Source organism: Haemophilus haemolyticus (assembly GCF_003493605.1).
Taxonomy (GTDB): Bacteria; Pseudomonadota; Gammaproteobacteria; order Enterobacterales; family Pasteurellaceae; genus Haemophilus; species Haemophilus haemolyticus_J.
In genome coordinates, this window is record NZ_QQKA01000004.1 from 1 (window position 1) to 14845 (window position 14845).

Annotated in this window: 12 protein-coding genes; 4 read left to right on the top strand and 8 right to left on the bottom strand. The window is 37.4% G+C overall.

Going from position 1 to position 14845, the window contains the following annotated elements:
* Positions 1-277: 277 nt before the first annotated feature.
* The 5 genes from murI to gmk form a co-directional block, all read right to left on the bottom strand.
* Complete coding sequence (gene murI / locus DV424_RS04080) at positions 278-1087, bottom strand: glutamate racemase (protein ID WP_118859167.1); 810 nt, start codon at positions 1085-1087, stop codon at positions 278-280.
* A gap of 29 nt (positions 1088-1116) precedes the next feature.
* Complete coding sequence (gene recG, locus DV424_RS04085; protein WP_118859168.1) at positions 1117-3198, bottom strand: ATP-dependent DNA helicase RecG; 2082 nt, start codon at positions 3196-3198, stop codon at positions 1117-1119.
* Positions 3195-5309: a bifunctional GTP diphosphokinase/guanosine-3',5'-bis pyrophosphate 3'-pyrophosphohydrolase gene (spoT, locus tag DV424_RS04090; protein ID WP_118859169.1), complete on the bottom strand. Its 2115-nt coding sequence runs from the start codon at positions 5307-5309 to the stop codon at positions 3195-3197. Before spoT ends, recG begins: the two co-directional genes overlap by 4 nt.
* Before the next feature lie 72 nt (positions 5310-5381).
* Positions 5382-5648 (bottom strand): DNA-directed RNA polymerase subunit omega, encoded by a 267-nt coding sequence (rpoZ, locus tag DV424_RS04095; protein ID WP_005625717.1) that lies wholly within the window; start codon positions 5646-5648, stop codon positions 5382-5384.
* Positions 5649-5710: 62 nt separating this feature from the next.
* Positions 5711-6337 carry a guanylate kinase gene (gene gmk, locus DV424_RS04100; RefSeq protein WP_118859170.1) on the bottom strand — a complete coding sequence of 209 codons (627 nt, stop codon included), beginning with the start codon at positions 6335-6337 and terminating at the stop codon, positions 5711-5713.
* 250 nt (positions 6338-6587) lie between these two features.
* Between gmk and gap the strand changes: the two genes are divergently transcribed.
* The gene (gene gap / locus DV424_RS04105; RefSeq protein WP_005646416.1) at positions 6588-7607 is read left to right on the top strand and encodes a type I glyceraldehyde-3-phosphate dehydrogenase; all 1020 of its coding nucleotides are present in this window, start codon (positions 6588-6590) and stop codon (positions 7605-7607) included.
* A gap of 193 nt (positions 7608-7800) precedes the next feature.
* Positions 7801-9609, top strand: a complete 1809-nt coding sequence (locus DV424_RS04110) for an AMP-dependent synthetase/ligase (protein ID WP_118859171.1) — start codon at positions 7801-7803, stop codon at positions 9607-9609.
* 37 nt (positions 9610-9646) lie between these two features.
* Here DV424_RS04110 and DV424_RS04115 read toward each other — a convergent pair whose 3' ends face one another.
* Genes DV424_RS04115 through DV424_RS04125 form a run of 3 tightly spaced genes read right to left on the bottom strand, consistent with a single transcriptional unit; the run spans position 9647 to position 11999 of the window.
* The gene (locus DV424_RS04115; protein WP_192880650.1) at positions 9647-10432 is read right to left on the bottom strand and encodes a Cof-type HAD-IIB family hydrolase; all 786 of its coding nucleotides are present in this window, start codon (positions 10430-10432) and stop codon (positions 9647-9649) included.
* An 18-nt stretch (positions 10433-10450) separates the two neighbouring features.
* On the bottom strand, positions 10451-10915 hold the full coding sequence (gene ybeY, locus DV424_RS04120; protein ID WP_041175359.1) for an rRNA maturation RNase YbeY: 465 nt from the start codon (positions 10913-10915) through the stop codon (positions 10451-10453).
* A 1-nt stretch (position 10916) separates the two neighbouring features.
* Complete coding sequence (locus DV424_RS04125; RefSeq protein ID WP_118859173.1) at positions 10917-11999, bottom strand: PhoH family protein; 1083 nt, start codon at positions 11997-11999, stop codon at positions 10917-10919.
* A gap of 134 nt (positions 12000-12133) precedes the next feature.
* Between DV424_RS04125 and DV424_RS04130 the strand changes: the two genes are divergently transcribed.
* Together DV424_RS04130 and DV424_RS04135 are read left to right on the top strand one after the other, a co-directional pair.
* Positions 12134-13678, top strand: a complete 1545-nt coding sequence (locus tag DV424_RS04130; RefSeq protein ID WP_053465488.1) for a class I SAM-dependent methyltransferase — start codon at positions 12134-12136, stop codon at positions 13676-13678.
* Between the two features lie 166 nt (positions 13679-13844).
* Entirely contained in the window at positions 13845-14843 is a 999-nt protein-coding gene (locus DV424_RS04135) for an iron ABC transporter substrate-binding protein (protein ID WP_005643670.1), read from the top strand.
* Positions 14844-14845 lie beyond the last annotated feature (2 nt).

The following is a 14845-nucleotide window of genomic DNA, read 5'->3' on the forward strand; positions in this document are numbered from 1 at the left end:
TGATGAATTTTCAGTTAAGCACCTATTAAGACTTCAAAATTAAAAAATATTTTTAAAACAAGTCAATCAACAAGTGCCCACACAGATTGTCTGATACATTGTTAAAGAGCAAAAAACAACGACGCACGCGGAAACTTAAATACTTCACAACAGTGCGTCGTTGTGTGCGGTGCATTATAGGGATTTTCAAAACCCTTGCAAGTACTTTTTGTAAAAATATTTAAAAAAATGATCTTTTGGATAAAGTTAATACAAAAAGGTCTATTTGACATCAATTTTAGTCTATTTTTATTACATCCAAAGATTCAAATCCCCATAGATGTAAAGCTTTTTTAAATTGAGATTCTTCAGGAAAATGCTCGGTACAAAACATTTGATTATGTTTTTCACCTTGAGCTCGTACACATTTACCATCAAGTAAATATTTTATCCGCTTAGCAATCGCCGCGCCAGGATCCATAAAATATTTAATTTGTGGCAAGCACAACTGAATTTCATCTTTGATGAGTGGAAAATGAGTACAACCTAAAACTAATGTATCTAAATCTGCCATGTCTGCCCACGGAGATAACTCATCTTTTAAACTAATTAGATCAACGGAATGACCACGAATTTTTTGCTCCGCAATTTCGACTAATTTTGTTGTTCCCAATCTCTCAACAACACAATCTTGCGCAAATTTATCAATTAAATCATCGACATAATGACGTTTTACAGTACCCTTTGTAGCTAATAAACCAATATGTTTTGTCTTTGTCATTTCTGATGCAGGTTTAATGGCTGGTACAGTCCCAATGATAGGAATATCAAAAGCAGCTCGCAAAGGCGGAAGTACAACTGTACTCGCTGTATTGCAAGCTATCACGATTGCATCTAATGGATAACATTGATTAATAAATTGGCAAACTGCTAAAGTGCGGTGAATAATACTTTCTTCTTCTCGTTCTGAATAAGGGAAACCGGCATTATCAAAACAATAGAGATAATGCCAATTTGGTAATAATTTTTTAGCTTCACGATATACGCTAAACCCACCCACTCCAGAGTCAAAAAAAAGCACAGTTGGGCGTTTTTCTTTTTTATCCATTTAAAACTCTTTGAAAATTGACCGCACTTTTAAGCGTTCGAGTAAATCTCTTTGTTATTTAACCAACGACGAATCAGACTTTCTGCTAGATCTGGGTATTTTTGGATAAGTGATTTCGCATAAAATTGCACCGTTGGTATCATTTTTCTATCTCGCATTAAATTTGCTACTCGCAATTCAGCGATGCCCGTTTGTTTCGTTCCAAGCACTTCACCTGGTCCACGAATTTCTAAGTCTTTTTCCGAAATAACAAACCCATCTTGGCTATCTCGTAGCACTTGCAAACGTTTTTGCGAAACTTTACCGAGCGGAGGTTTATACATTAGTACACAAAAAGAAGCCGTACTGCCTCGACCGACGCGCCCTCGTAACTGATGAAGCTGCGATAAACCTAAACGTTCTGCATTTTCGATAATCATCAAACTCGCATTCGGCACATCCACGCCCACTTCGATGACTGTCGTTGCCACCAATAAATCCAATTCTGCATTTTTAAAACGCATCATAACATCTTGTTTTTCTTGTGGTTTCATCCGCCCGTGCACTAACCCAATATTTAACATAGGTAATGCCTTAGTTAGATCTTCCCAAATTGCTTCTGCGGCTTGAGCTTCTAACACCTCTGATTCATCAATTAACGTACACACCCAATAGGCTTGGCGTTTTTCATTAACACAAGCGTTTTTTACACGCATCACAATTTCAGCGCGACGTTCTTCAGAAACTACCACTGTTGTTATTGGCGTACGACCTGGAGGCAATTCATTAATAATTGATGTATCTAAATCTGCATATACGGTCATTGCCAACGTTCTTGGAATCGGCGTGGCGGTCATAATTAACTGATGGGGATAAAATCCCGCTTTTTCGCCTTTCTCACGCAACATTAATCGTTGATGCACACCAAAACGGTGTTGTTCATCAATAATCACCAATGCTAGATCGGAAAACTCGACTTCTTCTTGGAATAAAGCGTGCGTCCCCACCACCATTTGCACGGCACCAGTTTTGATTTTTTCAAGCTCTGCTTGTCTTGATTTTCCTTTTACTTTACCGGCTAACCAGCCTACTTCAATGCCTAAAGGCTCAAACCAACGTCGGAAATTATTCGCATGCTGTTCTGCAAGAATTTCTGTTGGCGCCATTAAAGCGACTTGTTTGCCGTTATCAATTGCCGTTAAAGCAGTCAATGCAGCAACCAATGTTTTTCCCGAGCCCACATCCCCTTGCACTAAGCGCATCATCGGATAATTTTTAATAAGATCTTGTTCTATATCCGACACGACTCGCTTTTGCGCATTAGTGGGTTGAAATGGCAAGGTGGCTAAAAATCGCTGTTTCAAATCTGTTTGATAATGTAGCGGTAAGGCAGAAAATTGCTGCGTTCCTAACCGCACTTTTTGCATAGCAAGATTATGCGCCAATAATTCTTCAAAAATTAATCGTTGTTGTGCAGGATGCTTACCTTGCTCTAACATTTCTAATGAAATATCTGGCGGTGGACGATGCAATAATCGCAACGCCTCTTTTAAGCTATATTGATGTGGATTAAATTCATTAGGCAAAATTTCTGCAATCTGAACTTTGTCGAGTAATGCCAAAGCCTGATCCGTTAATTTTCGTAATGAATTTTGTTTTAGCCCTTCCGTTGTGGAATAAATCGGCGTTAGAGTTTCTTCCAATACTATGGGCGCATTATCTCGCACAATTTGATATTCTGGATGATGAATTTCTGGCATGTGACGCCCACGTTTTACCTCTCCAAAGGCCTTTACTCGCACACCTGCTTGAAAACTATTACGCATTCCCGCATTAAAATTAAAAAAACGTAACATAATTTTTGATGTGCCGTCTGACAAACTGACCGATAAAATCGGCCGACGACCAAAAGTAACTTCACAGGTTTGTACAATTCCTTCAATGGTAAAATATTGTTCAGGGCGGAGATTAGCGATTGGCGTAATTCGCGTACGATCTTCATAGCGAATAGGTAAATGAAAGAGTAAATCTTGCAGGTTATGAATGCCGATTTTAGCCAGTTTATTAGAAATGGCCGCACCAACACCAGAGAGGCTAGTCAAAGGTACGGCATCAAGAAGTTCAAGGCTCATAGCTCATTAATATTGCGTTTGACATTAACGACGCCAGTGATGCCTTTAATGCGATGAATGATATTGGCTAGGTGTTTGATATCTTTTACACAAACCTGCAAAATCACAAGCAATAAATTATTCTCTAATTCTTCCGTCCAAATATTTTGGAGACTGCTTTCGCTCGCAGAAATTGCAGTCATTAAACTAAGCAAGGCATTCTGCTCATTCAATATTTCTATTTGTAATTCAGCCTCAAAATTCACCGCACTTTGAACATTATCCCATTTAGCCAACGATTGGTGACAAGCATTTTTCAAACTTGCACAATGTTGATGATGCACCACAACGGTGTTTTCTTCGGTACGACATCCCACAATAGGATCACCTGGAATTGGATGGCAACATTGAGCAAATTGTGTTTTACCCACTTGCATTGGTGCAATAGTGAGTATTTTTGCTTCAAATTCAAAATTCTGAGTATTAGCAGATTCTAACGGTACGCCCACAAATTGATGCGCAATGATGGCTGCAGACTGATTACCTAAACCAATTTCTCGTAATAATTCATCTAAAGAAGAAAGTGCTAAAGCATCTAGTACAATTCTAATTTGTTGAATAGAAAAATCACCTAAATTATGAGGCTGTAATGCTGCATTAAGCTCAACTTCCCCTAATTTCACCGCATCCTCTTCACAACGCTGTTTGAGATAATGGCGAATCCGTGTTTTCGCACGAGCCGTTACCACAAAATTTAACCACGCTGCTTTAGGATATGCATTTGGATCAGTAATGATATTGACTGTTTGACCAGACTCAAGGGCTTGTGAAAGCGGATAAGGTTTATGCTCAACAGTCACGCCAACACAAGTATTTCCCACATCTGAATGCACGGCATAAGCGAAATCCACTGCCGTTGCGCCCATTGGCAGCTCAACAATTCGACCTTTTGGCGTAAAAACATAAATTTCTTTCGGGAAAAACTCTGATTTTACATTCTCAATAAACTCAAACGAGTTCCCTACACTTTGTTGAATTTCGACCAAACTTTGCAACCAGCGTTGTGCGCGGATTTGTGCGGTTGTACTGTCGTTTTTACCATTTTCTTTATAAACCCAATGCGCCGTAATGCCCATTTCGGCGACTTGTTCCATATCCTCAGTATGGATATGAACTTCTACGGGAACACCTTTCGGCCCAATCATTGAAGTTTGCAAAGACTGATAGCCATTTGCTTTAGGTACGGCGATATAATCCTTTACTCGACCAGGGCGTGGCTTATAAAGATTATGCATTTGCCCCAAAACGCGATAACAATCATCCACATTTTTTACAATCACACGGAACGCATAAATATCCATAATAGAGTGGAATTCTTGATCCTTTATGCGCATTTTTTGATAGATCTTGTAAAGGTGTTTTTCACGTCCCCACACTCGGGCAAAAATGCCTGCGTTTTCTAACCGCACTTTAATCTCTTGTGAAATACGTTCGATTAAATCTTGTCGATTACTACGCGCAACATCAATGAGTTTTTTTAACACCTCATAACGATGTGGATGCATTGCTTGAAAAGATAAGTCTTCTAATTCATTTTTGATATGCTCAATGCCTAAACGATGAGCAAGCGGACAATAGATTTCAAGCGTTTCTTTCGCAATACGGCGGCGTTTATCTGGTCGTAACGAACCAAGCGTGCGCATATTATGCGTGCGGTCAGCAAGCTTAATTAACACAACACGAATATCACGCGTCATCGCCAAAATCATTTTGCGAAAATTCTCGACTTGTGCTTCTTGGCGAGTACGAAATTTCAACTTATCGAGTTTTGATACACCGTCCACAATTTCAGCTACACTGGCACCGAACTCTTCTTTCAGTTGTTCTTCCGTATAAGGTGTATCTTCAATAACATCGTGCAAAAGCGCAGCCATGACCGCTTCGTGATCTAAATGTAGTTGAGCAATAATAGAGGCTACCGCCACAGGATGGGTAATGTAAGGTTCGCCGCTGGAGCGAAATTGCCCTTCGTGCGCATCTCTTGCAATCACAAACGCACGCTTGATGAGCTCAATTTTATCTGCGGGCAAATACCCTTGAATAATTCGATCTAAATCCGCAAACAGTTCCAAAGGAGACCTACTTATCGTTGAAAGAGAAAGTGCGGTTAAAATATCGTGATTTTTTACCGCACTTTTAAAAGATTATTCTGTAATTAATGCAACAGCTGCTTCTTCAGTTTCTTGCACTTTAGCCATTTCTTGGAATTCTTGTGCATCCATAATATCTTGATTAATCAAACCTTTTTCGATTTCACGCAATGCGATTACTGTTGGTTTGTCATTATCTTCTGGAACTAACGGCGCACTTTGGTTAAGTTGTAATTGTCTTGCACGACGCGCAGCCGTTAAAATTAAATCAAAACGGTTACCAATTTTTTCTACTGCATCTTGCACAGTAACACGAGCCATAATTTACTCCGATTTGTCAAAAATTACTCTATTGAAAGGGCGTTATAATACTCAATTTCGCCCTATTTTGCTAGTAGCTGTTGAATTAACATTGCATTTTGTTTTTGTTGATAATCTTTAGTTAAGCGTTCCGACTGCAAAATACTTTGTAAATCTTTTAATGCTTTCTCAAAATCATCATTCACAATAACATAATCATATTCATCATAATGCGAAATTTCACTTATCGCTTTTGACATTCGTTCAGCGATAACCTCTTCACTATCTTGCCCACGACCAATTAAACGATGTTCTAATTCTGGTAATGAAGGCGGTAAAATAAAAATGCTTTTTACCGAAGGCACTTTTTTACGGATTTGTTGAGCGCCTTGCCAATCAATATCTAAAAATACATCAATACCTTTTGCTAAATTTTCTTCAATCGCAGGTAAAGAGGTTCCATAATAATTTCCACCAAAAACTTTGGCATATTCTAGAAATAAATCTTGCTCAATGAGCGATTCAAACTCTTCTTTTGATACAAAATAATAGTGTACGCCTTCAACTTCACCCAGACGTGGAGCACGAGTCGTATGTGACACAGAAACCATTTTTTGAGTTGAGCTATCTGATGCCAATAATGCTGAAATTAATGAAGATTTTCCCGCACCACTTGGTGCAGACAAAATATAAAGATTACCTTGAGACATAGAACATTTAACCTTCTCTAACAATTTCAGTATATTATGCAGATTTCTCTATAAAAAATCATCAAAAGTGCGATGATTTTTTACGGTACTTTTTCATTCTAATGATGATTTGATATAGATCACAAAAAAGTAGTAGGGTTTATAGTTTTATAAAAATGCTCGTGCTATACTCTGTGCGCTGTCTTACTGAGTGAGCAGTATTACTCAAAGCAAACAGATTTGTTTAACTTAAATAAAAGGTGAAAATCTTATGGCAATTAAAATTGGTATCAATGGTTTTGGTCGTATCGGCCGTATCGTATTCCGTGCAGCACAACACCGTGATGACATCGAAGTTGTAGGTATTAACGACTTAATCGACGTTGAATACATGGCTTATATGTTGAAATATGATTCAACTCATGGTCGTTTCGACGGCACTGTTGAAGTGAAAGATGGTAACTTAGTCGTTAACGGTAAAACTATCCGTGTAACTGCAGAACGTGATCCAGCAAACTTAAACTGGGGTGCAATCGGTGTTGATATCGCGGTTGAAGCGACTGGTTTATTCTTAACTGATGAAACTGCTCGTAAACACATCACTGCAGGTGCAAAAAAAGTTGTATTAACTGGTCCATCTAAAGATGCAACGCCAATGTTCGTTCGTGGTGTAAACTTCAACGCATACGCAGGTCAAGATATCGTTTCTAACGCATCTTGTACAACAAACTGTTTAGCTCCTTTAGCACGTGTTGTTCATGAAACTTTCGGTATCAAAGATGGTTTAATGACCACTGTTCACGCAACAACTGCAACTCAAAAAACTGTAGATGGTCCATCAGCTAAAGACTGGCGCGGCGGCCGCGGTGCATCACAAAACATCATTCCATCTTCAACAGGTGCAGCGAAAGCAGTAGGTAAAGTATTACCTGCATTAAACGGTAAATTAACTGGTATGGCTTTCCGTGTTCCAACTCCAAACGTATCTGTTGTTGACTTAACTGTTAACCTTGAAAAACCAGCTTCTTACGATGCAATCAAACAAGCAATCAAAGACGCAGCTGAAGGTAAAACTTTCAACGGCGAATTAAAAGGCGTTTTAGGTTACACTGAAGATGCCGTTGTTTCTACTGACTTCAATGGTTGTGCTTTAACTTCTGTATTTGATGCAGACGCTGGTATCGCATTAACTGATTCTTTCGTTAAATTAGTATCTTGGTACGATAACGAAACTGGTTACTCAAACAAAGTATTAGACTTAGTAGCTCACATTTACAACTACAAAGGCTAATTAAAACTTTGAAAAAATTAACCGCTCTTCGGAGCGGTTTTTTATTACCTAAAATTTAGTTTACGATCTAAAAATGAACAAGGGATCACTAAAAATAATTTAAAACAATCAATATTCTTCTAGCTTTTATTCCTATTTAAGATTATATTAGCGCACAACTGTTCGCTCAATGAAATGAAAAAATAGGGTTAATATGAATCTCGATCTCCATTTTGTTCATCGTATTCAACAACAAGCCAAAACTCGTGCAAATATGACCGCACTTCGCTATAAAGAATACGGCTTGTGGCGAGATATCTCTTGGAAAAATTTTCAAGATCAACTCAATCAACTTTCTCGAGCATTGCTTGCTCACAATATTGGCGTGCAAGATAAAATCGCCATTTTTGCCCATAATATGGAACGTTGGACAATCGCTGACATTGCGACCTTACAAATTCGAGCAATTACAGTACCTATTTACGCAACCAATACAGCCCAGCAAGCAGAATTTATCCTAAATCACGCCGATGTAAAAATTCTATTCGTGGGCGATCAAGAGCAATACGATCAAGCATTGGAAATTGCTCATCATTGTCCACAATTACAAAAAATCGTGGCAATGAAATCTACAATTCAATTACAACAAGATCCTCTTTCTTGCACTTGGGAAAGTTTTATTGAAACAGGCTCAAACGCACAACAAGATAAACTAACCCAACGATTAAACCAAAAACAATTATCGGATTTATTTACGATTATTTATACCTCAGGCACAACGGGAGAACCTAAAGGTGTCATGTTAGATTATGCTAATCTCGCTCACCAATTAGAAACGCATGATCTTTCACTTAATGTAACAGATCAGGACATTTCACTTTCTTTCTTACCGTTCTCTCATATTTTTGAACGAGCTTGGGCGTCTTATATTCTTCATAGAGGTGCAATACTTTGCTATTTAGAAGACACCAATCAAGTGCGGTCAGCTTTAACGGAAATTCGCCCAACTTTAATGTGTGCCGTCCCACGTTTTTACGAAAAAATTTATGCAGCCGTATTGGATAAAGTTCAAAAAGCCCCAAAACTTCGCCAAATTATGTTTCATTGGGCAATTTCCGTGGGACAAAAACATTTTGATTTACGTGCGAATAACAAAGCTATTCCGTTCTTATTGAAAAAACAATTTGCTTTGGCAGATAAATTAGTGCTCTCAAAACTTCGCCAATTATTGGGAGGGCGTATAAAAATGATGCCTTGCGGAGGAGCTAAATTAGAACCTGCTATTGGGCTATTTTTCCATGCTATTGGTATCAACATCAAATTAGGCTATGGCATGACAGAAACAACTGCGACCGTTTCTTGCTGGCATGATTTCCAATTTAACCCAAATTCAATCGGCACACTCATGCCAAAAGCAGAAGTGAAAATTGGGGAAAATAATGAAATCCTCGTGCGCGGCGGAATGGTGATGAAAGGCTATTACAAAAAGCCAGAAGAAACGGCTCAAGCCTTCACAAAAGATGGTTTCTTAAAAACTGGCGATTCGGGAGAATTTGACGAACAAGGCAATTTATTTATTACCGATCGTATTAAAGAATTAATGAAAACCTCAAACGGTAAATATATCGCGCCACAATATATCGAAAGCAAAATCGGTAAAGATAAATTTATCGAACAAATTGCGATCATCGCCGATGCAAAAAAATATGTATCCGCACTGATTGTGCCTTGTTTTGATAGCTTGGAAGAGTACGCTAAACAGCTCAATATTAAATATCACGACCGTTTAGAATTATTAAAAAATTCTGAAATTCTAAAAATGTTTGAGCAACGTATTAATGCGGTGCAAAAAGAATTGGCTCATTTCGAGCAAGTAAAAAAATTCACACTACTTTCTCAAGCATTTAGCATTAAATTGGGTGAAATTACACCAACATTAAAATTACGTAGAAAAGTGATTTTAGAACGTTATCGTAAGGAAATTGAAGATATGTATAATTCAAAAGGATCAAAAAATTCATAACTAAAAGGCTCTCATTTGAGAGCCTTTCTCTTGCCAATTATTCAGGAAATTTTTCTTCCAAAATTAATGCTAACCCATCTTCATTATTGGTCGTGGTGACTACATTTGCAGCTTGTTTAATTTCATCAGGTGCATTTCCCATTGCCACCCCAAGCCCTGCATGTTCTAGCATATCCAAATCATTAAAATTATCACCAAACGCAATCACCTCATTGGTTTGTACGCCAAAATAATCTTCCAAAAAACGCACCGCACTTCCTTTGGTTACACTCTTGTGCATCACTTCTAAAAAGTTAGCATGGGAACGACAAATACTCAGATGTGGAAATGTTTCCTTTAAAATAATTTCAATCTCAATGATTTCTTGTGCTTCCCCAATAATCTGAATTTTATGTGGCGAACGTGTCGCTACTTCATCAAAAGGATGGATCTCAATTTTGGTAACACTGCGTTCATAAATCACCCATTTATTTTCTACGTCGCGAGCATGGCAATCATTATTTGTATAATAATTCACGCCAAGCAAAGGGTGATCCGCCAACACAGTATTAATATCTAAAATATCTTTTGGCTCAATTTGTACGCTATAAATTGGTTCAAGATGTTGATTCAAAATAAGCGCGCCACTAAATGCAACAAGCACATTATTCGTTTCAAGCTGTTTCCAATAAGGCAAAATACCCAAAGGAGAACGCGCCGAAATTGGCACAAAAGGAATACCATTTGCCGTTAAACGCTTAATTGCGGCAACAGTTCGAGGGGAAATGGTATGTTGAGAGGTTAATAAGGTGCCATCAAAATCACTAAATACCGCTTTATACATCATTACTCCGAATAAAGATTATTTCTCTGCTAGATAAGGATCATCAAAGCCTAATCCTTGCATAATTTGGGTTTCTAAACTTTCCATTTCTTCAGCTTCATCGTCTTCAATATGATCATAACCAAGTAAATGTAAGCTACCATGCACCACCATATGCGCCCAATGTGCCATTAATGGTTTATCTTGTTCTACGGCTTCTCGCTCCACAACTTGACGACAAATAACGAGATCCCCCAGCAACGGTAATTCCACTTCATCGGGACATTCAAATGGAAATGAAAGCACGTTAGTCGGGCGATCCTTGCCACGATAAGTTAAATTTAATTCGTGGCTTTCGGCTTCATCCACAATACGAACCGTCATTTCGACTTCATTGTCCTCAGGCTGAACAGCCGCCGTTGCCCACTGAACAATTTGTTCTTCTGCTGGTAAACCCTCTATATTTTCTGTGGCAATTTGCAAATCAACCAATATACTTCCCATTTTACTCTCCTAAATTCTTTTCAATTTCTGACCGCTCTTTTTGACGTTCGGCTTTACGAAGCTCCGCTAATTCTTTGCGACGAATTTCATCTTGTACTTCCCATTCTTCGTATGCTTGCACCACTTTAGCCACCACCGGATGACGCACAATATCTTTGCTATCAAAATAGTTAAAACTTAATTCTGGTACATTTTCCAACACATCAATAGCATGGCGTAAACCAGATTTGGTGCTACGAGGTAAGTCAATTTGCGTAATATCGCCCGTAATCACGGCTTTAGAATTAAAACCAATACGGGTTAAAAACATTTTCATTTGCTCAACTGTCGTATTTTGGCTTTCATCTAAAATAATAAAACTATCATTAAGCGTACGCCCACGCATATAAGCCAAAGGCGCAATTTCAATAACATTACGTTCCATTAATTTTTGCACACGCTCAAAACCTAGCATTTCAAACAACGCATCATAAAGCGGACGTAAATAAGGTTCGATTTTCTGACCTAAATCCCCTGGTAAAAAACCTAACTTTTCGCCCGCCTCCACCGCAGGTCGAGTAAGTAAAACGCGACGAATTTCTTGACGCTCTAAGGCCTCAACTGCAGCAGCAACCGCTAAGAATGTTTTCCCCGTTCCTGCTGGTCCAATACCAAAACTAATATCGTGAGTTAAAATATTATGCAAATATTGAACTTGATTTTCGCCTCGAGGTTTAATCACACCTCGTTTAGTTTTAATCGTTGTACTAAAAACATTATTTTCAGCACGGTTCGGTTCAACTTGAGATAGCATTCGGCTTTCCTGCAAAGCCATATGCACATCTTCCAAATCTAACTCTTTCACTTTACCTTTTACGGGCGCAGTTTCTACATATAAATCTTGGATTAATTTCACCGCACTTTTTATCAATTTTGCATGATGAGGTTTTGGATCCTCTTCCACTGTATCAATATTAAAAGTGAAATTATGACGAGCAATGACAAGATTAAATTCTTTTTCAATAAGTTTTAGATGATCATCAAATGCACCACATAAAGATTGCAAACGTGCATTATCTTGAGGTTCGAGAGTAAATGAAAGCATGAGGATACTAAGCAGGTGAAAATTGCGGTTATTCTAGCGTAATTACCACTTCATGGGAAATAATCATCGCTTTGTTTTTCCCCATATCCTCTCTATAATATGCATTCTTAATTATGTGACAAACTGGATATATTATGGCTGAGCAAAATAACCCTTACGACGAACTTAGATACTACTCAAAACCCTTTTCTTATACGAGCATTGCGCTTTTGGAAGGAAATGCAACATTATGGGGATTAACACCGCCAGCACTCAAAGGTGCTAAAGTATTAGAATTAGGTTCTTCTTTTGGCGGAAACTTAATTTCTCAAGCGGTTTATTATCCAGATACTGAATTTGTGGGCATTGATTTATCAGATAGTCAAATTACTCAAGGTAATGAAATCATTAAATCAATGGGATTAACAAATGTTCGTTTAGAAGCAAAAAATATTCTCGATATTACGCCTGAATTTGGCGTGTTTGACTACATTATTGTACATGGCATTTATTCTTGGGTACCAAATAATGTTAAAGATAAAATTCTTGAAGTTTGCCGAGAAAATTTAACGCCAAACGGTATTGCTTATATTTCTTACAACACCTATCCGGGTTGGAAAAACCGAGAAGTTGCACGAGATATTATGCTCTATGCTAATAAATACACACAAAATTTACCGCTTTCTGAGCAAACTCGTCGTGGCAAAGCCGTTGTTCAGTTATTCTCCGATGCAATTAAATCGATTGAATCAGAAAAAGAACGAAATAAATTTAGAATTTCAAATTTTGATACTATTCAAAATCAAGATGACCATTATATTGCGCATGAATATCTTGAATATCACAACGACCCTCTCTATTTAAATCAATTTGTGGATAGCGTCAATCAACATCAATTAGCTTATATTGGTGATACAAGTTTCCAACTTTCATATATTTCTTGGATGCCACAACACTTAAGAAATATGATTAATCAATTATCCGAGACAGATTATGTCGCCCGTGAGCAATGTCTTGATTATCTTTACGATGTTGCATTTAGAAGAAGTTTGTTATGTCATGCTAATTTACAAGATAAAATTAACCGTACTGAGAATATAAATATAAGTTTATTAGATAAATTAACCTTTATTAATCAAAGTAAAGAAAATAATCTGAGCAATATATTCAATAATCAAGACATTATAAGATTACTTGAACACTTTATTTATCAAGTAGGTAGTTTTACTATTAAATCATTAACTGATTATGTATCGAATAATAAAGAGTTTAAAAATATCACTAAAAATGAAATTTACTCTTCTGTATTACTATCTATAGTTCTAGGCTATATCAATGTTTTCCGCACACCATATCAAATATATGCATTTGAAGATAACAAAACTTATATACCAAAACGGTTTACTCAATATATACAGGCTTTGTTAGAGGGGGCAAATGAATATATTGGTGCGGGCAATATGTATAATGGAAGTATTGAAGATTTGAATAAACTTCATCTTCACATAATGTCCCAAATGGAAAAACCAACAACCCAAAAAGCACTTAACGCTTCACTCAAGGAATATTTAATTCAGAATGAATACAGAGATATGAACAATAATAAACTTATTGATGAAGAATATGATTGTTCAGGATTGTGTAATTCTCTTTGTGAAACTTTAGCTAACTTAGGTTATATCCAACCTGCCACACTATAAACAAAACTCAAAGAAATCAATATATTGAAGGAGAGCTAACAGCTCTCCTTTTGTTTTGCCATAAATAAAAATTGAGAATTATTTGCATTTGAATGAATTTAGAAATAGAATAAAGGTCATTCAGACTTAATTAAAACATTCATTCTCATAAAACAAGGAGTTTTCAATGACATTCAAATCTTTCAAAATTGCGACACTTGCTGCTGCACTTACATTCTCAGCAAGTAGCTTTGCCGACATTACCGTTTACAACGGCCAACATAAAGAAGCTGCAAAAGCCGTAGCTGATGCATTTACGCAAGAAACCGGCATCAAAGTCACTTTAAATAGTGCTAAAAGCGAACAGTTAGCTGGTCAACTTAAAGAAGAAGGCGATAAAAGCCCAGCCGATGTATTCTATTCAGAACAAACATCTCCATTTGCCGCACTTTCTGAAGCGGGTTTATTAGAGCCACTTTCAGCCAATACAATCAAACAAACCTCTCACCAAGGTGTACCAGTTGCACCTAAAAAAGATTGGATTGCATTAAGTGGTCGTTCTCGTGTTGTGGTTTATGATCACACTAAACTATCTGAAAAAGATATGGAAAAATCAGTGCTTGATTACGCGACACCAAAATGGAAAGATAAAATCGGTTATGTACCAACCTCTGGTGCATTCTTAGAACAAGTTGTGGCCATTGTTAAACTAAAAGGCGAGAAAGTTGCGCTTAATTGGTTAAAAGGCTTAAAAGAAAATGGTAAACTTTACGCGAAGAACAGTGTTGCATTGCAAGCTGTTGAAAATGGCGAAGTGCCTGCAGCCTTAATTAATAACTACTACTGGTATGCATTAGCAAAAGAAAAAGGCGCAGAAAACTTAAAAACTCGCTTGTACTTTATTCGTCATAAAGACCCTGGTGCGTTAGTCACTTACTCTGGTGCTGCAATCTTAAAATCATCTAAAAATAAAGAAGAAGCGAAAAAATTCGTGGACTTCTTAGCAAGCAAAAAAGGTCAAGAAGCCTTAGTTGCTGTACGTGCAGAATATCCATTACGTACAGATGTGACTTCTCCATTCAATATGGAACCTTATGCTAAATTGCAAGCACCTGTCGTTTCAGCAACTACTGCTCAAGACAAAGAACAAGCAAATAAATTAATTGAAGAAGCTGGTTTAAAATAAGC